The sequence below is a fragment of the Cobetia sp. 10Alg 146 genome, assembly GCF_029846385.1.
Classification (GTDB): domain Bacteria; phylum Pseudomonadota; class Gammaproteobacteria; order Pseudomonadales; family Halomonadaceae; genus Cobetia; species Cobetia marina.
Genome location: NZ_JARWKT010000004.1, coordinates 251596 through 276600 on the forward strand (window position 1 = coordinate 251596; position 25005 = coordinate 276600).

Consider the following 25005-nt stretch of genomic DNA (forward strand, 5'->3'; position numbering starts at 1 on the left):
GCTTTCTCCAGCCAATGCCTGGCTTTTACAGTATCCTTCGCAAAAAGGTCTCAGGCATTCTCTCCCCAATATGCTCGACCTAGTAATGCTTGAGCCTGCACATAACCACTACTTCCTGATAGTATTAGAAACTCTCTAGCTTTCTCTAAATTCCGATCAACACACAATCCATCGTAGTACATAATAGCCACAACATAAGAGGCATCTGCAACATCATTTTTTGAAGCAATTTTAAACCCATCCATCGCCTTGCAATAATCTATATCATCAAAGACATTATTTTTATTTCTAAGATATGCATAAGATAAGAAATATTCTTCTCTAGCTGTCCTTGCCTCCCCTTTTTCAATCAGGTCGTTATAGTTATAGGATGCATACTCTTCACTAAAAGCTTTCACATTATTAGTCTGATAGTAAACCTTTGCGCTAGCGGGATTCACGCTAAACAAAATAATACAAATAGAAAAGACAATATATTTGACAATCAAATCACTAGCCTCATAAAACTGTCACTCCTATAAAATATATTGGTACTTAAAATTAAATTATCAATAAACCTGATAGTAGAATAATCCGTAACATTGAGTTATGAGCATAAAATAAGCTCAATACTCTACAAGTTAGCTAAAACATTACACCTAGGTTCCAAAAACTAACCCTTTCAAGTATTGAAGAGTATTAGTAATTAAATTTTAATTCATCACAAGTAACTCAGTAGAAGGGCACATTCGATATGCCCCTTTACTTTAGAATAATAATTTACTACCTAGGCATAACGTAAGTATTAGTTTCTTCCTGCAGCTCTAAAGATAGTCGCTTTGCTTTAGCTATTTCTTCATTAGTCATGCTTTTCATGATTTTAATTTTATCTTTATCTTTAGCAGGCTGCAATTGGTCATAATACTTATATGCTTGCACTAGATCAATATTAGTACCGATTCCTTTTTCATAATATCTACCTATGGCCATATAGACACTAGTATTACTACCTGCTGGCATCTTAGTAGCCTTAAGGAGCCATTCAAAGGCTTTTTTATCACTCTTCTTTACACCCACTCCGTTATATAACATATAAGCAACATTGACCGCTGATAACTTATCATTATTTTTTGCAGCTCTAACGAACCATGCAAAAGCTTTTTCTGAATCTTTATTCAATAGATCATCTATATACGTATCATCTCCCGAATATAACAAGCCTAATTTCCTTTGAGATGCAAAATACCCTAACTCAGCTGACTTAATCAGGTAAGATAAAGCTTTTTGCTTGTTCTCAACCACTAACTCACCTTGATAGTATATGTTAAATAAATTAAACCCCGCATCTACCAACCCATTTTCCCACACGTCTCTAAGTACTTTTAGGCCCTTTTTTTTCTCATCTATGTCATTTTTGCTTTGAAGCAAAAGTAACGCATAAAAATAACCCTTAACCATATTTCCGCTAAGGTATTCCTTTCTTACGTATTCAATATCTCTCAATTTATCGTTTTTAAAAAAAGAAGGCCCTGTATTATCAATTTGAACCACAAAAGGCTCATGGATCATTTTTTCGGCTGTTGAACTTTTATTTTCTATATCGTTTGAACATCCTAACAATAGCGTCAAAAGCACAATAGAAATGAATAGTTTCACTATAACCTGCGCAAAATAAGTTGAATTATATGTTTTCAAGATAATATTGTATGAACTTTGTCACAATATCACCAATGATCTTAAAATATAGCATCTATAAAAGCCCGAGGCCTAGATAAACTCGGGCTTTATGTACAACACTAAAATGGAATTAGTCCACTAGCGGTAGCTACCGTCAGATTGACGCTGAAGGCCATTATAGCCGGGATTGAAACGACGATTTTCTTCTTGCCAGTGTCTAGATTGTTGCCTGGCATCAGCTATCTGCTCACTGGTCATTTTTTTAGAGACTCGAGAAAGTCCTGCGCCTCCGACACTACCGCTTAAATCATAATACTTATAGGCTTGAATCAAGTCGACTTCAGTACCGTAACCATTTTCATAGTAACGTGCCAAAGGGAGAAAATAACCCATAGCAAATTCACCATAGGGTAAACTAGAAGCTTTGAGTCTCCATTTGAAAGCTAACTCCGGATTTTCACTCCCTCCCAAAGCATGTTCATATAAATAGGAAAGCCCTATAGCTGAAGGAGCATCGCCATTATTCGCTGCTTTTTCAAGCCATTTTCTGGCCGCTGCATTGTCAGTTTCATAAAGATCTTCAACATCCTCTCCCCAATAAGCACGCCCAAGTAGCGCTTGGGCTTGAACATACTGTTGTTCTGCTGCACGAGTTAGGAAACTACGTGTTTTATCTAAGTTACGCTCAACACACTGTCCATTATAATACATTATTGCAACATTAAAGGTCGCATCAACAATTCCACTTTTTGATGCGCTTTCAAAACCATGAAAAGCTTTACATACATTAGTTTCTTTAAGCACATTATTTTCGTTTATCAAGTACGCAAATGCTAGAAAATACTCTTCTCTAGGGGTTCTCTTTGAACCTTTATCGATGAGCTGATAGTAATTATAAGATGAATATTCTTGTCCAAAGCTGTCAGACAAATTATCTTGATAAAGAATATCGGCTTTAGCACAATTAATACCAGCCAATAATATAAAAATTGACACAGCCACTTTAAGCATCGCTTAGAGCTCCTCTCTTTTAATATAGATTGTATCTTCTAGCTGGGATTCACCCTGTGATAACACTACTCTAAGAGCTAGATCTTGAGCATCTAACTGACTATATATAGATTTAGAGCCAATCACATATCGATTGTTACTATTAGAAACATCTACCTTTATACCATTATCTGTAGATGATCTACTATTTGGAGTTAAGACTCTATTGTTATGACCTTTTACTTCCTCGATCGCATCCTCAGTGTACTCAAGATTTATACTTGCATAAGTTTTAGCTTTATCTAAAGAAATGTATTGAATACTCAGGGTAGAATCGTTCATATCAGGAGTTTTGATCACAAACTCAACAATATAATAAACCGATAACTCGCCACCCAATGTAACGGCTAGTTGATCTCTCACATCTTCATCTATGTCTGATGATATATCTTTTATGTAGAACTCGATTTCAATACCACTAAACACCATATTCAATCCGTTTAGCTCAGAACTTGCGTTCTCATACTTCTGAATACCGCCGGTATCATACCCGATGAAGCTTCTACTAATCCAAGTCTCAACAGCACCAGGGACATAGGTCTTATACCAATTAATACCGATGGCAATTACCGCGAACGCTATTACAGCCCCTACAAGCAAACTTGCCATAACTCCAGCGATGAGATAGCCTGCAATTAAACCAACAGCTGTAGCGCTTGCGGTTACTGAAGCCATCATATTATTATTTTCTTCGCTAATAGCTCTGCCATTATGTTTATCGGAGTTGGCTTGATCAAATTTATCGACTATATCATAAAGAGCAATCAAACCAGAAACACGCCCTAAAAAATTCCCAAGTACAGTCCATCGTGTACTCAATGAGAAGCTGGCCCAAGAATTAGCAGGAATATGGGCCGAAACACCTTCTGCCAACTTTATTGATGCAGCACCTATTGAGGCTATGTTTGATACTATCGCGTGAAACTTTATTTCTTCACCTTCCACCTTATTCTTACTGACAGATAATGCTACTCCGGCCATAGCAAGTACAGCAGGTACAATTTTGCCATAGCTACTAGAGGTTATTCTTTCTTCTGTTATGCCTTCTAATACAGTGGCCGCAGCCCCTGCATATTCAATATAATTTCCTGTATCATTAGATAGGCTATAGGCCTGATTGATATTATCTTTCTGCTTAAGCGTATGGGTTGGAATTACTACTTCTATACACTTACTTGTACCAGACATACATCTCAGAAGAGGGATGTTAGACTTTCCACCATTGCTAGCTGGTTCTGATTTAAAATTCTCAGCTTTCTTTTTCGAACTATTTATAATCTTATCCTGATAATCATGCAACCATTCTTCATAGTTTGATAGTGTCACCGTCTTACGCTCAAGAAGAATAAACGAAACTTCTTTCGAAGAGGCATTTCCTCCAGCCATACATGACATTTGCACTAACTTCATGAATTTATCAAGTGCTTTTTCTTCTACTATTTGATTAGCATTCGAATTATAGAGATTAACGTTCACAGAATGCTGCAGAAAATAGACAAACGAGTATCCAATAGATTGAATATTTAAGGATTGAGAATTTATAATAGTCTCGTATAATTCTTCTTTATTTTTTGTCTGATATGAACAACTTTCAAAGATAGCATCGAAGACTGCAAGCCATTTCAGGAGCTTACTTTCATCCAAGTAGGTACCGTCACTCAGCTGCGAAGTATCCAACGAGGCATCAGCGATCAAATCCTTATCGAACATGAAAAGGACAGATATAACAAACGAATCATCTTTCAGTACATCTTCCGTTAGCTCTTTCCAACAGGATGCACTGGCAGGTGACAATATCCCACCCTTGATTAGCCGTGAGACTATATCTGTGTATAACCCTCCAATCTCCAAGTTATTGAAAAAACACCCGGGAACTAAGGATTGTGAATATTTGTACAACCACTGCGCATAATCATCATCATGCACACGCATCAAAAAATCACATTTCCGAGTATGATCTTTATACTTTCTATCAAACTCTATCAGCGCTTTAGAGTCATATATTCTATCAATCTGCTCGTTAAAGTTCTCATGGGTGCTCTCCTGCCTAGACTTCAGTATGTCATAATCTATTTGTTTTGCTACAGAAGCAGGACCAGTCACCTTAGGACGATTTTCATCCACAAGTTTATATGATGTAGCAAAACTATCCTTGAATTCCTTAATAGCATTGCTACACAACTTCATCCTACGACGCTCTTCATTTCCTTTCTCAGGATCAAAATATTCATCAATTGCAGCAAGCGCCTGGTGACGATAAGCGTTGAGCTCTTGGATAATACCTATTTCGTCATTGACCGCGAGGATCAAGCCTCTGCCCTCGTAGTCCGTCGAGGCATATCTGAGACGCTCGCTCATCGTCTGCTTCATTTCTTCTGGGCTATAGAGATCACGCTTTGGTCCACTGGACCAGAATTGCTCATCCAGCCCTGCTGCGCCGGGACTATATTCAGCGACCTGATCCAGCTCTTCCAAGCTGAAAGCATGATCTTGTGCCACCCCTGCTTTCCAGTCAGGAACATTGAATTTCTGCAGATACTTGTCACACCAGGGATCACCGCTGAGAATTCTGGATTTCACCTCATCCAGAAACCCTTCAGGCCATGCATGTTCCGTATAGGCATAATACACATCACCGCTCTTGTCAGGAGTCGTGATAGTGACCAGAGAGGCTTGTAACGATTCATTCTTGACGCGTGTGACTTTTTCTTCATCACTCTCGCCATCCCTATTGCCTGACTCGAGCGTACACGGCATCGCCATCTTGTCCAGAGACGGGGGCTGCTTGACGGGGAACTGGTAATATTTTCCATCGGCGGTAATCGCAAATGCGGACCAATACATGCCATCGGGGTTGTCTTTATCGAACAAGTAAAGATAGCCGCTGCGCAATTGGCGAAGGATATATTTATTGACCTGACTGGAGGTGCTATGAGCTATCTCTTCCTTGACCTCAGAGGGAACCACGCGCGTGGTGCGCTTACCGTTTTCAAGTGTCTGGTCAAGCTTTATATCAGTAAAAGCCTTCACCCTATCTTCTGACAATTCAGGGATTTGCTGATTGGCATCATTACGTTGGCAGACAGCATATCGAACAGGCAGGATCGGAAAGCCAGTACGCTTGCAGAAACGACATTCGCCATTCACGACACTCAAAGCGACATGCTGATTTACTATTTGACCTGACATGAGGTTATACCTTTTCCCTGCTTTCCATGATCTTGTCCCAATCGGCGCTCTCAAGCTTGCTGGTCAAGCTGATATAGCTGTGAGTGCTGCGTGAATCAGGTGTCGCTCTGGCGCTCAGTAACTGGCGCATGATCGGATGCTGATAGAACATCGGGGTTGTGACCATCCCGTGGAGCACGAAGACCGAGATATCCTGTCGCTCTTCCAGACCACACTCCTTTGCGGCGACCAGTAACGCATCGGCAGTTGCGGCATCTGCAGAACCTGCCTTGCTCTCTTCCGGCAGCGTGCGATATAGCTCCAGGCAATGATTCAGCATCCCTATCCGTCTAATGGCAGACCACTGCGGCAATGTCAGGTTCAATCTCCCTAGGTGACGCTGCTCACTGTGTGGTGCGATGCTCTGCAGCGCGTGGGCGTTATCCAGGTAGATCCACTGATCGACAGGCCCCAGCAATGCCGATAGCTGCTCGCGGTCAAGAATGGCCTCGAGGCGCTCCAATACCCTGGGGTCATGAAAGCGCAGCAGCGCCTTCTTGCCTTCCGGGGTCGTCTGCTCAAGTTGGCGCTGGAAATATGACACCACGCTGGAGAGCGGCTGGGCTGTGATGACCCAGCCACCGAACGCGACCGGAGTGGTGAGGCTTGCAGAGCGTTGCTGCCTCTCCTTCTCCAGCTCTTTGCCCAGGTGCGTTTCTGGCGGCACCGGTTGTAGATAGAGTTTCTGCGATGGCGTCTGGGCATAGAATCCGTTGCGTACCAGGCCCGCGGATTTCTGGTCCTTCGCACTCAATGCGCGCTGCGGCGTATTGCTTGGATCTACCACGCGATACAGGCGTGACTCGGTAGCCGCTTGTCTTGCCACCTGCAGGAATTCCGCCTCATCCAGCATGGCCATATCAGGACTCCACCACACCGTCGCCATTGGCGGCAGCGCTTTGTCCTTTACTCGGACACAGCAAGTCTTCGCCTTCCGGCAATTCCGTCATCGCGGCATTCAGACTCGTCGGCCCACCGAAGCTGTGCTGCGCACCTTTGACATCAATCTTGCCCGGCGCGTGCAGTTCGATATTGCCGTCCTTGAGGCGGACATAGGCACCACCACAGGTGAGCAGAATCTCCTTGGCGGCATTGATATCGATGTCGTTCTCGGTGGAGGTGATGGTGACGTCCTTTTCCGCCGTCAGGTCCATCGCATCGCTTTGCGCCTGAACTTCGACCTTGCCCTTGCCGGCAAACAGCTTGATGCCGGAGCGCTGCACGAACAGCGAGAACTTCTCGACCACGGCGCCTACCAGACTGCGCCCGGTGGCCAGGTTGATGTCTTCGCCACTGGTGACGCTGAGCGAGCGGCCCTGTGCCAGGTGCGTCGATTCCGGCGTACTGGTGGCGATGCCGGCGGGGGATGTGAGATGCAGCCAGGGCGCATTCAGGCGCGCTGCCTGCCCTCGCCCGCCATTGGTGGCGCTCTGGGCTGAGCTACCGTCGAAGCGGCTACCGCTGTCATCGGCGCCATAAGTGCCTTGGGTATCGTCGCTGGCCTGCTTGATCTGCGTGCGCGCCGCGAGCGCCTCGGCGTTGTGGCTGGTGGCGCTGTCGCTGAGCGTATTGGCTAGCTGATAGGCGCTGGCGAGTTGCTGTTGCGCAGGAGAGAGATCCAGCTGCTCGCCACTGGCCGCGATCTGTCCCCAGCTACTGAGCATCAGGCCGCTGTTGGCACGAATCGCCCCATAGGCGTCCGAGCGCAGCTCGAAGCCGGTGCCACGGAAACTGCCGCGTGTGTTGCCCTGCTGGTGGATCAGGTAGCCGAGGTTGAGCTGGGATTTCTCGTGCTCCGAGTTCAGGCGCACACGCTCCTGATCCGTCGCGTCATCGAACACCAGCTCGTTGTACTTGTTGCCACGATAGGTCTTGCTCTTGAGGCCGGAGAGCAGGCCGTTGGAGTGCCATTGCGGGGTCTGGTCGCCGTTGTAGACCCGCCCGGTGATCAGCGGACGATCCACGTCGCCTTCGAGGAAATCGACGATGACTTCCTGGCCGATACGCGGCACGAACACACTGCCCCAGCCGGCACCGGCGTTGGGCTGGGCGACACGCAGCCAGCAGCTGGCATCGGCGGCACCCTTCTCGCTGCGGTCCCAGTGGAACTGGACGCGCACGCGGTTGAGCGAGTCGGTGTGAATCTCTTCGTTCTCGGGGCCGACGACAATCGCGGTCTGCGGGCCACCCAGATTGGGGCGCGGATGATCGAGAGACGGACGATACGGCTGACTGAGGCGCTGAGATTCGAAGTCGATCAGGTACTGGCCGGTGCCGACATCGGCGTAGTCTTCGTGAGCGCTTTCATTGAGGCCATGCGCCTTGCGTGCCTCGGCCATGCGCGCCTGCAGGCTGCCCGGTAGCGCCTTGAGGTGTGCGGAGACCGGCAGCGCATTCTCGGCGCAGACGGTCAGGCCAAGCACCAGAAATTCGCGCTCACTGGAATCGCCGTCTTCATGGCGGGCGTGCTGGCTGAGTTCGAACCAGCGGCCGACCTTCAACTGGCGGGTACCCCCGGCACCGTAGAAACGCTTGGCGCGGGATTCATGGGCCTCGAGACGATTGACGGTCAGGCGTTCGCCGCGCGAATGGTCATCAAAGTAGTACTCGCCGGGATAGTCGTTGACTTCCTGCTCGCTGAGGTTGCCCTGATCGCTACGCGTGTCCTGGCCTGAGCGCTTTTCGAGGCCCGGCTGCTTGTAATCGAAGGTGCCGAGGCTGACGCGCGTCGGTTGCTGCTGACGGCGGCCGCTCCACTGGGTGATGGAGTCTTCCAGTTCGGTGGCGTCCTGGCGATGGAAGCGGATGACTTGTGGCTCGACCGGTGCGCAGGTCGCGACATCGTCGGTGATGACGAGGCGGTGGCCATTGAAGTCGCTGTCGTCAGTGGCATGTTCGAAGTAGTAGAACAGCCCTTCCTGCTCCATCAGGCGATTGACGAACTGGAAATCGCTCTCGCGATACTGCACGCAGTAGCTGCGCGCCGGATACTCGCGGCGCAGATCCAGCCGCCAGCCGCCCTGGGCTTCACCTTGCGCGATGGCGTGATTCGAGAACACCGACTCGATCACCTCGACCGCGGTGAGGTCCTGGAAGATGCGGCTGTCGCGGCCGAGCTTGAGCATCGCCATCCACGGCACCAGCGTCAGCTGGTAATAGAAGACGCCACCGTCCTCACCGAGCAGCGCGGCGGACTCGACCAGCCCCGAAAGCTCGCGGTAGCTGCCATCGGCCTGACGCACCGAGAGCGCCGCCGGCTGCGCCATCAGGGTCTTGAGCTCGATATCGCCGTTCTGGGAGATGCAGTCGAGGGTATAAGCGAAGGGACGCGACATACGCTCTTCCCCCACCAGGCGATGAGGGATGAAGTCCGCGCCACTCATCTCAAGCGTGAGCAGGCGCTCGTTCTGGCTCAGTGAGACATCAAACGACGACAGCAAGGCGTCGAGTACCCATGAATCTGACATGTTCTGCATCCCTGGCAATTGACGTAGACGATGGCCTTAGGTCACTGGCCCGTCCCTGGCTCTCGATCAGGTGGCACAGCATATAGGAATGCACTGATTTAGTTAATGACTCAACAGAGTGAACACTTACGCTGAAAGCGCGTTAATTCCAGCGAAAGATGCGCCATGAAGGGCCAGAAAGAGGCAACTCAAATGTGGGAATTCTCGCCTGACATTCCTGCACGCGCGTCATGAGATCGTGTCAGAACCAACGGCTTTCCCACTCTCTTTTCGCCGGCAGCATGTAGCGTGAAGCACTGCCATGGCAGATGACATCGCTGAACAGGACATGCCCCAGGATGCCAGCGGAAATCTCTCGATGGCATGGCCGCCGCCACAGGCAGGCATGACAGCCATGGAAGACATGACGATCAAGGTAGTTCCAATCAAAAATTCCATATAAGGAATTTAACTTCCGTATGTGAAAAACAGTTTGACAGTCTTGGCACCGCTTCATAGCCTGTAAGCCAAATTCAGGAGGAGTGATGCATGCGCACTGACAAGAACTTCATCAACAACGAATTCGTCGCCTCATCCCAGGGCGAGATGATTTCGGTCTACAACCCGGCCACCGAAGCACTGGTAGGTCAGGTGCAGGCAGCAACCACTGACGAAGCGCTTGAAGCGGTGAGCATTGCGGCCAAGGCTCAGAAGGACTGGCGTGCCAAGACCAGCACCGAGCGTGCCGGCTACATGCACAAGCTTGCCGAGGCCCTGATGGCGCGCAAGGATGCCATCGGCCAGGCATTGGCAGATGAGTCGGGCAAGAGCCTGGAAGACGCTACCAATGAAGCCGTCTACGCCGCCGACATCACGCGCTACCACGCCGAGTGGGCACGCCGTATCGAGGGCGAGATCGTCCCCAGCGACACTCCCAATGAAAGCCTGCTGCTGCAGCGTGAGCCCATCGGCGTCGTGGCCTGCCTGATTCCGTTCAACTACCCGGTATTCACCCTGCTGCGCAAGATTGCCCCGGCGCTGATCACCGGCAATGCCGTGGTCGTGCGTCCAAGCAACAACACCCCGACCTCCGCCTTCGAGATCGCCAAGGCGATCCAGGATGCCGGTATTCCGGCAGGCATCGTCAACATCCTGGCGATGGACCACGGCACCGCGGAAGCCGTCTGCACACATCCCAAGGTGGGCATGATCACCCTGACCGGCAGCGTCGGCGCCGGTCGCAAGGTGCTGGAATATTCCCAGGTCAACATCGCCAAGTCCTCGTTGGAGCTGGGCGGCAAGTCACCGGCCATCGTCGAACCGGATGCCGATCTGGCCAAGGCAGCGGCACAGATCGCGGCCTCTACCCTCACCAACTGTGGCCAGCTGTGCACCGCCATCGAGCGTGTCTATGTGCACGAATCCGTCTATGACGATTTCGTCGCCCAGCTGAAGCAGCAGATGGAAGGCGTCAAGTTCGGCAACCGACTGGACGATGCCAGCCTGATGGGGCCGCTGATCAACGAGAATTCGCGCCTCAACATCCATCAGATGGTGGAACGCGCCATCGATGACGGCGCCACTCTGGAAATCGGCGGCTACATCCCCGAGGGCAAGGGTCACTTCTACCCGCCGACCCTGCTGACCGGTTGCCGTCAGGACATGGAGATCGTGCAGGAAGAGATCTTCGGTCCGGTGCTGCCAGTGCTGACCTACCGCGATATCGATGAAGCCCTGGAGCTGGCCAACGATCACCAGTTCGGCCTGGCCTCCGTGGTCTTCACCGAGAACTATCGCACTGCCATGAAGGTCGCCAACAACATCGAAGCCGGCGAGCTCTACATCAACCGCACCCCGGCGGACCCCTACCAGGGCTACCACGCCGGCTGGAAGCGCTCTGGTCTGGGCGGTGATGATGGCAAGCACGGCATGCTCGACTACACCCAGACCCGTCTGGTCGTGATGAACTACTGATCACGCCATTCCGTCTTGCCTGTCACGCCTCCGGGGAGCCCTCTCCTCGGAGGCGCTGACGCCCTACCCCATTTCTTTCCGGAAGCGCGCTGTTGGCGTCGAATGACGGCATGCCAAGCAGTGCGCTCCCACACCATCCTGCTAGCCAGTGACCACTGAAAGGCCTGCCACCATGAAAGTTGTCAGTTGCGAGACACACATCGTCGCCACTCCGCCGCCCCACGTCGGCGGCATGTACTGGATCTTCGTCCAGCTACGTACCGCTTGCGGCATTGAAGGGGTCGGTGAAGTCTACGCCGCCACCTTCCATCCGGAAGTCATGAGCAAGGCGATCGCCGATGTCTTCTCGCGTTATCTGGAAGGCAAGAACCCGCATCATATTGAACGTCTGTACCGCGAAGCCTTCTCCAGTGGCTTCACCCAACGCCCTGATCTCACCATGATGGGCGTGCTGAGTGGTCTCGAGATGGCCTGCTGGGACATCGTCGGCAAGGCGGCTGGCCTGCCGGTCTATGAACTGATCGGTGGCAAGGTCCACGACAAGCTGCGTTCCTACACCTACCTGTACCCCAAGGATGCACGCGGCAACTACGACTATGACAACGTCGAGCTGGCCGTCGAGTGCGCACTGGAGAACAAGGAAAAGGGCTTCACCGCATTGAAGTTCGATCCGGCTGGCCCCTACACCGCCTACTCCGGCCAGATGCTGTCTCTGGAAGGCATGGACAAGAGCGCCACCTTCTGCCGCCGCATCCGCGAAGCGGTCGGCAACAGCTGTGATCTGCTGTTCGGCACCCACGGCCAGATGACACCGGCATCTGCCATTCGTCTCGCCAAGTATCTCGAGCCCTATGACCCGCTGTGGCTGGAAGAGCCGGTACCACCGGGACAGAGCGAAGCCATGGCGCGCGTGGCAGACCACACCTCCATTCCGGTCGCGACCGGTGAGCGCCTGACCACCAAGTACGAATTCCACGATGTGCTCAAGAATAACGCGGCCTCCATCCTGCAGATGAACCTGGGGCGCGTCGGCGGCATTCTGGAAGGCAAGAAGATCGCGGCGCTGGCAGAAGTCTATTACGCCCAGATCGCACCGCATCTCTACAACGGCCCGGTCGGCGCCGCGGCCAGCATCCAGCTGGCGACCGCCACGCCCAACTTCCTGATTCAGGAAAGCATCGGCACCTGGGATGGCTTCCACGCCGATGTGCTCAAGGAGAAGATCGAGTGGCGTGATGGCTACATCATCCCCTCCACCAAGCCGGGTCTGGGGGTCGAGCTGGACATGGACGTGGTCAAGGCCAATTCGCCTTACACCGGCCGGACACTGCACCTGAGCATGGACCCGCGTCCCTATGACGTGAAGGAACAGTCCAGCACCGACTGGAAGCGCAAGCCGGAGGCGTAACGCCGATGCAATACGATTTCATCATTGTCGGTGCCGGGTCGGCGGGGTGCATCCTCGCCAACCGGCTGAGCGCCAACGGTCGCCACAAGGTGTTGCTGCTGGAGGCCGGCGGCAAGGACACCTCGCCCTGGATCAAGGTGCCGGTCGGGTTCGCCAAGACCTACTACAACCCGACCTACAACTACATGTATTACAGCAAGGAAGAAGCCGCGATGGGGGGCCGCAAGATCTATACCCCTCGCGGCAAGGTGCAGGGTGGCTCCGGTTCCATCAATGCGATGATCTATGTCCGGGGTCAGGCCTCGGACTTCGATGACTGGGCGCGCGCCGGCAACGAGGGCTGGTCCTATCGCGAGGTACTGCCCTACTTCAAGCGTCTTGAATGCCACCCGGATGGCGATACCGAGTATCGCTCCGGCCAGGGCCTGATCGGCATCACGCCGCTGAAACATGGCGCGCACCCGATCTGTCAGTCGTGGCTGGAAGGTGCCCGCGAGCTAGGGTACACGCTCAATGATGATTTCAATGGCGAACACTTCGAGGGGGCTGGCATCTATGAGGCCAACATCCGCAAGGGACAGCGGGATTCCAGCAATACCGCCTACCTGAAGCCGGCACTGTCACGCGACAACCTCACGCTCAAGCATATCTGTCGGGTGGAGCGCGTGACGCTGGAAGAGACGCCCGATGGCGGCAAGCGTGCCACGGGTGTTGCCTACCGGCTTGATGACGAAGTCATCGAGGTGACGGCGCGTCGCGAAGTCATTCTCTGCGCTGGCGCCGTGGACTCCCCGAAGCTGCTGCAGCTTTCGGGGATCGGCGGGCGTGAGGCGCTGGCCACGCATGGTATCGAGACACAGGTAGACCTGCCGGCCGTCGGTCAGAATCTGCAGGACCACCTGTGCGCCAGCTACTACTACCGCGCCAATCGCACCACACTGAATGATGACTTCGCGTCCTTCTGGGGCCAGGCCAAGGCGGGACTGCAGTATCTGATCAACCGCAGCGGGCCGCTGGGCATGAGCGTGAATCAGGCCGGAGGATTCTTCCGGGGCAGCGAGGCGGAGCCAGAGCCGAACATCCAGCTCTACTTCAATCCGATGTCCTACCAGATTCCCAACGACCCGAGAGCCAAGCTGACACCGGAGCCGTATTCCGGCTTCCTGCTGGCCTTCAATTCCTGCCGACCGACCAGCCGTGGCAGCATTTCACTGTCCTCGGCAGACCCGGCAGACCCGGCGACGATCTGCCCCAACTACCTCAGTACCCAGAAGGACATCGATGAGGTGATTCAGGGCAGTCGTCTGGTGCGCAAGCTGATGGGCGCGCCCGCTCTCAAGGCCGTCACCGAATGCGAGGTCGCCCCGGCCGAGACGGCCCACGATGAGGACAGCATGCTTGCGTATTTCCGCTCCCAGGGTGGCTCCATCTACCACCTGTGCGGTTCCTGCGCGATGGGGCCGGACAAGGCGAACGCCGTGGTCGACAGCCGGCTGAAGGTACATGGCGTGGCGGGGCTGCGCGTCATCGATGCCGCCATCTTCCCCAATATCACCTCCGGCAACCTGAATGCGCCGGTGATGATGGTGGCGGAAAAAGGCGCGGATCTGGTGCTGGCCGACCACGCTGACTGACCCGGCGGATAGCCGCCAACCCCACGAACGGCCCATGGGTCTGGTACCCTATGGGCCGTTCCCCTTTCCACGGATGGGCGATGCAGTCCGAGGCATCGCCCTTCCGTCGTCACAGTGTCACAGCCTTCGGTCAGAAGCCGCCTGTGACCGAGATTCGCGTTTCGGAGTGACCCCGCGTTCATGAATCACGAGAAGACCAAAGCCCCTGCCGTCGACCACAGTGTCATGATTCTGGATCTGCTTGCGGCAGCCTCCTACCCGCTGACGCTCTCGGAAATCTGTGAGTCCACCGGAATCTCGCCCGCTACCGGTCACCGCGTGATCAACTCCCTGCTGCACCATCAGCTGGTCGCTCACGATCCCGGTCGCAAGAAGTCCTATTGCATCGGCTCGCGCATCTTCCAGATCTCCTCGACGATCTACAACAAGCAGAGCCTGATCCCGGTCTTCTACCCCATCGCGGAGATTCTCAAGAACGAGATTCATCGCTCGATCTTCCTGTGCATCCCCATCGGCGACCAGGTGGTGGTGATCTCGAAGGTCGATGCCTCCGGCAGTGGCAGCTACAACCTCTATATCGGCAAGACCATGGCTCAGCACGCCTGCGCCGCCGGCAAGGCGATTCTCGCCATGCGCCCCGAGAGCTCGCGTCAGCTGTACCTGGAGGCTGCGACGCGTATCACGCCCGAACTGGCCGAACGCCGTGACGAGATGGATGCCAAGCTTGAGCGTGCGCAACGCCTCGGGTATGCCGTATCCAGTGGCGATGCCGAGGGACAATTGAGCTGTATCGCCGCGCCTGTACTGAACATGCGCAATGAGCCCATCGCCGCCATTAGCGCCGTCATCAGCCAGGACTGGCTGAATCCGCAGCAGGCACGCGCCTACTCCAAGCATCTGGTCCAGGCGGCGCGCCAGCTGTCCTCGCGCATCATCTGAGGCCGAAAACGTTGCCTGGCGAGCCCGCCATGCTGCACCGCACAAAGTCTTGCCACTATATATAGGTATTTTCAGCGCCCAATATAGGTATTTTTCAGCACCCAGCGATCTGACAGACGCGATGGGCGTTGCTCTGATAGCGAAACGCGGCGGCGACAGCCGACAAGTACCTTGAGGGCGCCTTTTGTCGATGGCGCGAATGGTCGATGGCGCGAATGCAAGATACCCGTGATTCACGGGCCACTCTGGCCTCACGAATCACGGGTATCTTGCGTGGCATCACGGCGGCGCGGCCCGCCTTCTGTCAGGCGATGGCCGGCGCCCCGAGCAGTGCCTTGACCTCGACATATTCCGCCAGGCCTTCGTCACCCCATTCGCGGCCGTTGCCGGAACGCTTGTAGCCACCGAAGGGGGCATCGAAGGAGAACTCTGCCCCTTGCAGATAGCATTGTCCTGCCTGCATGCAGCGGGCGATGGGCAATGCTGCCTCGGCGTCACGCGCATAGACCGCAGATGACAGGCCATAGACGCTGTCATTGGCGATGGCGATCCCCTGCTTCACGTCGTCGTAGGGCAGGATGCACAACACCGGGCCGAAGATCTCCTCACGGGCGATCTCCATTTCATTGCTGACATTGGTGAAGATGGTCGGACGCACATAGTAGCCCTTCTCGAGCCCTTCGGGCGGCTCGACGCCACCGAGCGCCAGCTCGACACCGTCATCGATGGCACGCTGCACCAGATGCAGGACACGTTCGCGCTGACGCTCGGAGACCAGCGGCCCCATGGTGGTCGCCGGGTCGTTCGGGTCACCCACCACCTGCTCATTGGCGATCTCGACCGCCAGGCGGGTCGCCTCTTCCAGTCGCGAACGCGGCACCAGCAAGCGAGTGAAGGCGTCGCAGGTCTGGCCGGTGTTGGCCATCACGTTCTCGACGTTCAAGCGCACGGCCGCGGCCAGGTCGGCATCTTCGGTCACCAGCAGCGGCGACTTGCCACCCAGTTCCTGACAGACCCGCTTGACGGTGGGCGCGGCACTCTCGGCGACCTTGCTACCGGCAATGGTGGAGCCAGTGAAGGACACCATATCCACTTGCGGATGGCCGGACATCACCGGACCGATCTCGCTACCCTCGCCCGTCACCACATTGAAGACACCTGCAGGCAGACCGACCTTCTCGAAGATCTCGGCCATGATGAAGTCCTGCAGCGGGGTCTGCTCTGTCGGCTTGGCGATCACGGTGCAGCCTGCCGCCAGCGCCGGGGCCAGCTTGCCGATCAACTGATGCAGCGGATAGTTCCACGGATTGATCAGCGAGCAGACGCCGATGGGCTCGCGCATCAGCGTCACATCGCCCTTGCGCTCGTCCTCTTCCATCTGGAAGGCGCGTTCAGCGTAGTAACGCATTCCCTCGATGGGGCCTTCCACGTGTAGCGCGCCGGCCAGTTGCACCGGGCAACCCATGGTGAGCACCTGGACGTCGCGCAGCTCATCGAAGCGACGCTGCATCTCATCCGCTGCCGCCATCAGGATATCGTGGCGTTCCTGCGCGGATGTCGTGGACCAGGCAGGCAGCGCCTGACGTGCTGCCATGATGGCAGCCTCCACATCCTGCTCACCGGCGCGCGGCACACTGGCGCACAGCTCGCCGGTGGCCGGATTGATGACCTCCATGCGCTCGCGCCCGAAGGGTGTCTGCCAGTGGCCATTGATGTAGAAGTTGTCGTGATGTTGCATGCCAGACCTCTCGTTGCTGGTGGGAGATAACACTCTCCCTGAGGGTGAGTCTCAAACGCAAATGCCCCGGAGGCCATTCGCACGGCACCCCGGGGCAGTCTTCACGGCTCAGCTGCGGCCGGTAACGCCGACCTCGTAGCCGACTTCTTCCGGCTCGTCATCGGTCAACTCTGCCGGGAAGCCGGTGCCGAGCACACGGATATCGGCGGCTTCCTCGAGACGACGGATGATGTTGGAGGACCACTCACGCGGACCGAAGCGTTCCTGGCCATCGCGGAAGATGTCCATCAGCATCGGGGAGATTTCCAGCGGCACGTCCAGGTTCCTGGCCAGGGTGTCGAACAGGCCGACATCCTTGAGCACCAGATCCATGGTGAAGCTGATGTTGCGGCTTCCGTTCAGGATGACCTGGGACTCGGTCTCGTGGACGAAGGAGTTGCCCGAGGAAATCTTGATCGCCTCGTAAGTGGTATTCATGTCCATGCCGGCCTTCTTGCAGACGGTCAGGGCTTCGGCGACGGCGCACAGGTTGGCGGTGGCCAGGTAGTTGGTCATCACCTTGAGCACCGAGGCGGTGCCCAGTTCCCCGGTGTGCAGGACACGGCGACCCAGGTTGGTCAGCACCGGCAGCACCTGCTCGAAGGATTCGCGGTCACCGCCGACAAAGATGGAGATGTTGCCAGTGGCGGCGCGGTGGCAGCCGCCAGAGACCGGGGCTTCCAGTGCCTTGGCACCGGTGGCCAGCACCTTGTCGGCGATGCGACGCAGTTCGCCGTCATCGGTGGTACTCATCTCGAGCCAGATCTTGCCTTCGCACAGACCGGCAATGATGCCGTCATCGCTTTCCATCACGGCGCTGCAGGCAGCCGGAGACGGCAGGCAGGTGATGACCATGTCGTTGGCTTCGGCGAGTTCCTTGGAAGAATCCGCCCACTTGGCACCCTGCGCGAGGAAAGGCTTGGCGGCTTCCGGGTCAAGGTCACGCACGGTGACGTCATGCCCATTGCGCAGCAGGCTACCTGCCAGCTTGCCACCCACGTTACCGAGACCGATGAATCCGACTTTCATGTGCTGTCCTCTCTGCTGTCTGCCTGCTGGCTGTCCGGTGTACTGCACAGGGCCGCTCGGGACGGAGGGAAATCCTGTCCGGTGTGGCCCATGTCATCTTGAGGCTCACCCTACTGGCCGACCTGCCTGCCAACAATTCATAAGAATTTGGCGATTGGTAACAATTTTTGTGAGCCCGCCTAGACCCCGCGCCTCCGCACAGCGATCCGCGATCCGCGATCCGCCCACAAACGTCAGAGCCTTATGCGCCAGAACCCAGAACCAGATGTCGGAAACAAGAACGCCACCCGAAGGTGGCGTTGTCACGTAACCGCTCTCGCTCTGGCGGATCAGGTAGGCACGCTGCGACTCTGCGACGCCAGCCAGCCAAGGAGGGTCGCGACGCGCGGATCCCGCTCCAGCTCGCGGTGACAGACAGCACCCCATTCACCGCGCCCTGTCGTCACCTGCCCGGTCGGGTTGATGAGTCGACCGTTCGCCAGGTCATCGTCGGCAAAGGGCCCGTTGACCAATGCCACGCCCTCCCCCCGCGCCGCCATCTCCAGGGCGACAGCCAGGGTGTCGACCACGATGCAATTGCGGGTAGGACAAGGGCCTAGCGACAATGCCTCGAAGTAACTCTCCCAATTCCAGCCCTCGGTGTAGACCCCGATCAACGGCAGCGTCTTCAAGGCATCCGCGGGGACCGGGCGTGCATCATCGCCCAGCAGCTGAGGGCTGCAGACCGGGAAGAGGCGTGACTCGAACAACGGCTGCCAGTGGAGGTGATCCGCCAGCGGCGCATCGCGGAACACGATACCGACATCGGCATTGGCCTCATCGAACTCCCAGCCGAGACTGCACGTCATCAGCTTGAGCTCGACTTCAGGATGCATGGCCTGGAAATGCGACAAGCGAGGTGCCAACCAGCGAATCGAGGTCGTCACATAGACCTGAATCGTCAGCGGCTGGGCATGCTGCATCTGGCGCAGAGACTCGGCGCCTTGCACCAGACCCGCCAGCGCTTCACGCACCACCGGATAGAAACGCTCGCCAGCCGCCGTCAGCACCACATGACGGCCTTCACGGGCAAACAGTTTCACCTCCAGACTCTCTTCGAGACGCTGAATCTGGTTGGCGATGGCCGGATGCGTCAGGTTCAGCTCCTCGGCAGCCGCGCGGAGACTCAGCAGACGCGCAGCCGCTTCAAACCCTTTCAGCGAACTCAAGGGCGGCAGTTTCTGCAGTGGCAGAGGGGTTGGCATAGACGACACTCACGAAAGGCGAAAGGCGAGCAGGAAGCAACCGGTACCCATGAACGATAGACGTTCTCGACGCTCTCTCCCGTTCACGGCACACGGCCGCCCTCTGGCCCTCTTTCGCCATGAGACAATGGCAAAGCGGGTGACCGTCGCTGACAGCCACCCGCACAATTGACCTCATGTTACCAAAGCCGCCATGCCGCGTAATGCCGATGCGCGTCGGCAAGCTACCTGGGTCCGGCTCCGCCGGCCTGACTCAACCGGCCTGACTCAAACGGCCTGGCTCAGCAGGCGCTCATCGAAGGGATAGTCCGACAACAGTTCCACCTGACCATCGTCACGAATGTACAGCTGCTCTTCGAGCTTGACGCCTTCGCCGCCGGACTCATGTCCGATATAGCTCTCCACGCATAGCGTCATCCCAGGCTCGAGAATGCCGTCGTAACCCTTGTCCTCGATATCCTCGCGATGAACGATGTAGGGATACTCACCGTTCATTCCGACACCATGTGCCAGGGCAAAGTAGCGACGCGCGCGATAGCCGGGAGGGATGCGCCAGGCACGTTCGGCGTATTCCTTGAAGCTGACCCCCGGCTTGAGATTTTCCATGTTGGTCTGGATCTGGTCATACGCCATGCGATAGAGCGATTTCTGCTCGGCGCTGGCCTCACCCGTGCCACACAGGAAGGTTCTCGAGAAATCCGCGTAGTACCCGTAACGCCCGACCACATCGGTATCCAGCGCGACCAGTTCTCCCGCCTGGATGATCCGGTCGGAACATTCCTGGAACCAGGGATTGGTGCGCGGCCCGGAATTCATGAGGCGGGTCTCGATGAAGTCGGCGTCTGTCTCGATGATGTGCTGATGCAGCCGGGACCAGACGTGATTCTCGGTGACCCCAGGCCGTATGGAGGCCTCCAGTTTGCGCACTCCCTCCTCGACCGCTCTCAGCGAGGAGCGAATCATCTTTATCTCGTTGGGCACCTTGAAGGCTCGCGCCTGCTCAAGAGGCTCCTGAGCATCCAGCACCTGATAGCCTCGCTGCTCGAGCATGAAAGCGGCTTCCGCGGTTGCGCTTTCGATGGCGATCCGCTCACCTCCGCCGCACTGACGCACCAGATCGATGATTTCATCCGCCCAGGCTCTGGTGACGGCTTGTGTATTCTTCTCGTTGAAGTAATAGGAAATCGCCTTGGCCGGGCGAATCTCGTCCACGGTCGGTAGATGGCTGGCCAGGTGTTCGCACCCCGAGAACTCGAACAACACGACCGGCCCTGCGGCGGGGACGAATACGTAGCGAGCGGGATTGCGCGAACTGTACACCTGCATGTTGCGGGACCCGGTGGCATAGCGGACGTGTGCCGGGTCGAACAGGACTGCCGCCGTGATATCGCGTCGGGCCAACTCCTGGCGAACACGCGCGAGTCGGTCACATTGGATCTGCGCAATCTCTTCCGACGTCGGTTCGCAGTCTTCCAGTACATGGGTCGGAGCGAGGATGCCCATCGCCGTCAGGTCCATTTTCATGTGGGATGCCCTGTGGGGAGTGTTCGATCAAGCGCCCGAAAGGCGCATGCAAGTTGAGAAGGCGTCACGGGTATACCGGACATCGATCAGTCGAGCAGACCGTCGGCGCGCTGGACGTATCGGGCTTCCGCCAGAATGTGCTGCTCCGAGACGCGCCCATACAGCTGGCGCGTGCGTTCCAGTCGCCCCACCACTCCCGGCGTTTCGGAATAGGCGAAGATCGCCGTCAGTCGGGGCACCTCACCCGACACCTGCGTGACGCGGTGCAGACTGAACCGCCCCTTGAACAACTGCAGATCCCCCGGGTTGAGACTCAGGGTCTTCACCGCTTCACGCGACTCTCCCCGGATCACTTCGCCCACGGCAGCGTAGTGTTCATCGTTGGGGGTGCGGATGCCGGGACAATACTCGAACTGTCCACCACTCTCGGGCCGTTGGGTCATCATGGTGACGATGAATTCGTTGGTGTCGTAGTGCCAGGGTTGCTCGGTTCCCTCTGGCAGCACGTTGAGCACGAGCCCGGCAAAGGGGTCGGCATACTCGTACACCCGCTCGCGCCCAAGACAGGCCGACACCAGTTGCTTCATGGCCTGCGAGACGTACAGCCGCTGCATCAGGCTATCGGCAGGAATCATGTCGCGCGTCACGAAGCCACTGGTGCGGGTCATGAACAGGCGACGCGGATCCTGGTGGGGCAAGCGGTCGTCATCGGCCGTGAAATAGGCATTCACCTCGCGAGTGTTGAAGAACGCGCACTCGGCGAGACGAGCCGTTTCCGCTTGCATCTGCGCAAGACGCTCCGGACGCAGAAATCCTCTCAATACGGCGCAACCCTCACGTTCAAGATCTTCACGCGCCTTGGCGATCGCGGCCTCAAGCGCTGGAGATCGGGGGTCATGCAGGGGGTAACGCTCGGTATCGACCAACGCGGAGAGATCGACGGTCTCGGCATCGGCCAATGGCGGGGGCATCGCGGAAGTCAGGTCAGTCACGGAGGTATCCTCACGTCATGGGGCTGGGGGACAAGACAGCTCGTGGGTCAGGCACTATGCTGGCCAGAATCCATGCATTTGAGAAACGAGTCATTTCAATGAAATCCATCGGCAGACCCGATACATCAAGCGTGAACGCGCCTCGCCCCTTGCCCTCGCTGGATACGGATCTGCTGCTGGCATTCGTGACCGTCGCCGACAGCGGGAGCTTCACTCAGGCGTCACGCCATCTGCACCGTACCCAGTCCACCGTCAGTCTGCGCATCAGCACTCTCGAGGAACGACTCGGCTACCGACTGCTGATACGCACCAGTCGTCATATGGAATTGACCGATGCCGGCCGAACGTTTCTTCGCTACGCACGCCGCATCCTGCAATTGCAACGTGAAGCCGTGGCTGCCCTCGGTGAAAACGATCAACCGATCACGTTGCGCCTCGGCTTGCCGGAGGACTACGCCACCACCTGGCTGCCGCAGCTATTGGCACAGATCAGTGAGCGTCATCCCCAGATCCGGCCACACATCCACTGCCGGATGTCCACGGAACTGCTGGAACAGCTCGATGCCGGTCAGCTGGATCTGGTCATCGCGGTCAGTCACAACCAACAACGCCAGGGGGAGTTGCTGTCTCGCGAGCCTGTGGTGTGGGCGGCGCATCAACGCTTCGTGCTGGACCCCTGCGCTCCGCTGCCATTGGCACTGTTCCCTGAGCAATGCATCTATCGCGAACGGGCCTTGTCCGCCCTGACGCAGGCCGAACGCGGCTGGCGTATCGATTCCACCAGTCAGAGCCCCAGCGGCTTGAGAGTCATCGTCAATCAGGGCCATGCCATCACGGTGGCAGATCGACGTTCGTTGCCTGAAGACTGGTATGAACTGGGTGAGGACATGGGTCTGCCAACGCTGCCTACCGCGGAGATCGAACTTCATCGCTCTCCCAGCCTGACGCACCCGATATTCGATACCTGTGCAGAGATGATTCGCGAATTGTTGCGAGACGAGGCTCAGACCTGAGGCGAGAAGGTGCCGCCCATGCGGTCTTGCTGCTTATGCACGAATTTTCACTATCCCGAATACGCCCTCCACGCATCCATTGACGACAGCCGAGAAGATTTTTCTCTTACCACTGCCCTACGCTGCACGGCAGTTCACTGCATGCCCCTGATCGACTGGCGCCCTCCCCGGCAACATCGCAAGACACGACAACAAGAACGAGGAAACTCACATGTTCGGAGCATCCGTGCGTCCACTGGTCTTCTGGCCACCTTTCATTCTGCTGTTCGCCTCCGTATTAGCGAGCTTGATCGATCTGGACAGCTTTCTGGCTGTCACCACCAATCTCAACAACCAGGTACTCAGCAAGTTAGGCTGGTTGTTTTCCATCACGGCGCTCAGCATGGTGGTGGCCTGCCTCATCGCCTATCTTTCGCCACTGGGCCGTACCCGTATCGGCGGCGAGAACGCGACGCGACTGTTGTCCCCATGGCGTTGGTTCTCCATCACGTTATGCACCACGTTGGCCGTAGGCATCATGTTCTGGTCGACCGCAGAGCCGCTTTATCATCTTCACTCGCCGCCCACTTCGCTGGACATTGCCGCCAATAGCCCGGAAGCCGCGCGGTTCGCGCTCTCGACCATGTTCCTGCACTGGTCGTTCACGCCCTATGCGATCTACACCGTCCCTGCGCTGATCTTTGCCCTGATGCATTACAACCTCGGCAAGCCCTTCTCGCTCGGCACCCTGTTCGTGCCGCTGCTGGGAGACCGACTGATCGGTCGCAAGGGACGTGTGCTCGATGCACTCGCGCTCTTCGCCCTGGTCTGTGGCATGGCGTCGTCCCTCGGCACAGGGGCCATGACCCTGGCAGGCGGCATCGACCGCTTCCTCGGCACTGGCTCAGGTCCGCTGATGCTGGGCATCGTCACCCTCGCGATCGTGCTGTGTTTCACCGCTTCAGCGGCCAGTGGTCTGCAGAAGGGCATCGCACGCCTGTCCGCCATCAACGCCAAGGCCTTCTTCGCCTTTCTCATCTTCGTGTTCGCCTTCGGTCCGACGCTGACCATCCTCGGCTACGGCACGGAAGCGGCTGGCGAGTACTTCACCAACTTCATGAGCAAGAATCTGTTCACCGGGGCCTTCGACAATGACCCCTGGCCACAGAGCTGGACCATCTTCTACTGGGCCAACTGGATGGCATGGGCACCGATTTCCGCCCTGTTCCTGGGCAAGATCTCGCGGGGCTATACCGTGCGGCAGTTCATGCTGATCAACATGGTGGCGCCCTCGCTCTTCTCGATCATCTATGTCGCGGTGTTCAGCAGCACCACGATCAAGCTGGATATGGAAAGTGGCGGCGCCCTGTATGGCATCCTCTCGGATTCCGGCGCGGGCTCGGTGATCTACGCACTCTTCGATGAGCTACCGATGAGCTCTCTGGTGGGGGGGATCTTCCTGGTCATCGCCTTCCTGTCCTTCGTGACAGCGGCCGACTCCAATACCGATGCCATCAGCCAACTCTGCAGCTCGGATAGCCAGGAGGCTCTGGCAGGCAACGAAAGCGAAGACCGCAGCAAGGGGCGACTGATGATGAAGATCATCTGGGGCTCGACCATCGGCGCCGTCGCCTGGATCATGACCTCCTTCGTCGGCATCGACGGCATCAAGATGCTCTCCAATCTCGGCGGCGTGCCGGCGCTGTTCATCGTCATCGGCGCGACTGCCTCGTTGATTCGACTGGTCTCCATCGGTACCGCCAAGATCGGACTCGAGCACACGCCGTCACGCAGTTATTCGGCAGAAGCCCATCAGCGTTGGCAATCTTCCCAGTCCAGCTGAGCCAACTCGAGATGGCGTGATACTGCAGTCCTCAAGAGAAAACCACGACACCCCCGGGCCGAGAGGCGACGGGGGTGTCGTGGTTTTCTCTTGAGCGTCATGGCCCGCACGGTGGCGTAGACCCTGCGGCCCGCGTGGCGGTCAGAACGCGCGCACCTCTGGAGTAATTTTTGACAGAACCTTCCGTAAATCCTGCCAGCGCATTACATGAACGCGCGCGTATATACGCCGTTGATGAGCGAATCTCAACGCTGACAAAACAGAAATTT

At 56.0% G+C, this 25005-nt stretch carries 18 protein-coding genes; 7 read left to right on the forward strand and 11 right to left on the reverse strand.

Features of this window, described 5'->3' with window-relative positions; translation table 11 throughout:
• Nucleotides 1–50 precede the first annotated feature (50 nt).
• The 6 genes from QD172_RS09380 to tssI form a co-directional block, all read right to left on the reverse strand.
• Nucleotides 51–488 carry a hypothetical protein gene (locus QD172_RS09380; protein WP_279855595.1) on the reverse strand — a complete coding sequence of 146 codons (438 nt, stop codon included), beginning with the start codon at nucleotides 486–488 and terminating at the stop codon, nucleotides 51–53.
• 274 nt (nucleotides 489–762) lie between these two features.
• A complete protein-coding gene (locus tag QD172_RS09385; RefSeq protein ID WP_279855596.1) occupies nucleotides 763–1635 on the reverse strand; it encodes a tetratricopeptide repeat protein in 873 nt (290 codons plus the stop codon).
• Nucleotides 1636–1794: 159 nt separating this feature from the next.
• Nucleotides 1795–2667, reverse strand: coding sequence for a tetratricopeptide repeat protein (locus QD172_RS09390; protein WP_176502589.1), 873 nt, complete (start codon nucleotides 2665–2667; stop codon nucleotides 1795–1797).
• 3 nt (nucleotides 2668–2670) lie between these two features.
• A complete protein-coding gene (locus QD172_RS09395; RefSeq protein WP_279855597.1) occupies nucleotides 2671–5895 on the reverse strand; it encodes a T6SS effector BTH_I2691 family protein in 3225 nt (1074 codons plus the stop codon).
• A gap of 4 nt (nucleotides 5896–5899) precedes the next feature.
• Nucleotides 5900–6793 (reverse strand): DUF4123 domain-containing protein, encoded by an 894-nt coding sequence (locus tag QD172_RS09400; protein ID WP_279855598.1) that lies wholly within the window; start codon nucleotides 6791–6793, stop codon nucleotides 5900–5902.
• Nucleotide 6794: 1 nt separating this feature from the next.
• Entirely contained in the window at nucleotides 6795–9401 is a 2607-nt protein-coding gene (tssI, locus tag QD172_RS09405; protein ID WP_279855599.1) for a type VI secretion system tip protein TssI/VgrG, read from the reverse strand.
• A 301-nt stretch (nucleotides 9402–9702) separates the two neighbouring features.
• On the opposite strand from tssI, the gene QD172_RS09410 reads away from it, so the two are divergent.
• From QD172_RS09410 to QD172_RS09430, 5 genes are all read left to right on the forward strand, one after another.
• Nucleotides 9703–9843, forward strand: a complete 141-nt coding sequence (locus QD172_RS09410; protein ID WP_176502593.1) for a hypothetical protein — start codon at nucleotides 9703–9705, stop codon at nucleotides 9841–9843.
• Between the two features lie 86 nt (nucleotides 9844–9929).
• Nucleotides 9930–11354, forward strand: coding sequence for an aldehyde dehydrogenase (gene aldA, locus QD172_RS09415; RefSeq protein ID WP_136938011.1), 1425 nt, complete (start codon nucleotides 9930–9932; stop codon nucleotides 11352–11354).
• A 172-nt stretch (nucleotides 11355–11526) separates the two neighbouring features.
• The gene (locus tag QD172_RS09420; RefSeq protein ID WP_176502594.1) at nucleotides 11527–12762 is read left to right on the forward strand and encodes a mandelate racemase/muconate lactonizing enzyme family protein; all 1236 of its coding nucleotides are present in this window, start codon (nucleotides 11527–11529) and stop codon (nucleotides 12760–12762) included.
• Nucleotides 12763–12767: 5 nt separating this feature from the next.
• Nucleotides 12768–14396 (forward strand): GMC family oxidoreductase N-terminal domain-containing protein, encoded by a 1629-nt coding sequence (locus QD172_RS09425; RefSeq protein WP_279855600.1) that lies wholly within the window; start codon nucleotides 12768–12770, stop codon nucleotides 14394–14396.
• Nucleotides 14397–14576: 180 nt separating this feature from the next.
• Nucleotides 14577–15335, forward strand: coding sequence for an IclR family transcriptional regulator (locus tag QD172_RS09430; protein ID WP_279855601.1), 759 nt, complete (start codon nucleotides 14577–14579; stop codon nucleotides 15333–15335).
• Nucleotides 15336–15639: 304 nt separating this feature from the next.
• Here the strand turns inward: QD172_RS09430 and QD172_RS09435 are convergent, their stop codons facing one another.
• The 5 genes from QD172_RS09435 to QD172_RS09455 all read right to left on the reverse strand — a co-directional run bounded on the left by QD172_RS09435 (nucleotide 15640) and on the right by QD172_RS09455 (nucleotide 21901).
• The gene (locus tag QD172_RS09435) at nucleotides 15640–17073 is read right to left on the reverse strand and encodes an aldehyde dehydrogenase family protein (RefSeq protein ID WP_279855602.1); all 1434 of its coding nucleotides are present in this window, start codon (nucleotides 17071–17073) and stop codon (nucleotides 15640–15642) included.
• A gap of 108 nt (nucleotides 17074–17181) precedes the next feature.
• Nucleotides 17182–18141, reverse strand: a complete 960-nt coding sequence (locus QD172_RS09440; RefSeq protein ID WP_279855603.1) for an NAD(P)-dependent oxidoreductase — start codon at nucleotides 18139–18141, stop codon at nucleotides 17182–17184.
• Between the two features lie 329 nt (nucleotides 18142–18470).
• Nucleotides 18471–19385 (reverse strand): LysR substrate-binding domain-containing protein, encoded by a 915-nt coding sequence (locus QD172_RS09445; protein WP_084208899.1) that lies wholly within the window; start codon nucleotides 19383–19385, stop codon nucleotides 18471–18473.
• Nucleotides 19386–19652: 267 nt separating this feature from the next.
• Nucleotides 19653–20909 (reverse strand): Xaa-Pro peptidase family protein, encoded by a 1257-nt coding sequence (locus tag QD172_RS09450; protein WP_279855604.1) that lies wholly within the window; start codon nucleotides 20907–20909, stop codon nucleotides 19653–19655.
• Between the two features lie 86 nt (nucleotides 20910–20995).
• Entirely contained in the window at nucleotides 20996–21901 is a 906-nt protein-coding gene (locus QD172_RS09455) for a phytanoyl-CoA dioxygenase family protein (protein ID WP_347882031.1), read from the reverse strand.
• A 131-nt stretch (nucleotides 21902–22032) separates the two neighbouring features.
• On the opposite strand from QD172_RS09455, the gene QD172_RS09460 reads away from it, so the two are divergent.
• Complete coding sequence (locus QD172_RS09460) at nucleotides 22033–22914, forward strand: LysR family transcriptional regulator (protein WP_279855605.1); 882 nt, start codon at nucleotides 22033–22035, stop codon at nucleotides 22912–22914.
• Between the two features lie 211 nt (nucleotides 22915–23125).
• The gene (locus tag QD172_RS09465) at nucleotides 23126–24736 is read left to right on the forward strand and encodes a BCCT family transporter (RefSeq protein WP_084208901.1); all 1611 of its coding nucleotides are present in this window, start codon (nucleotides 23126–23128) and stop codon (nucleotides 24734–24736) included.
• Nucleotides 24737–25005 lie beyond the last annotated feature (269 nt).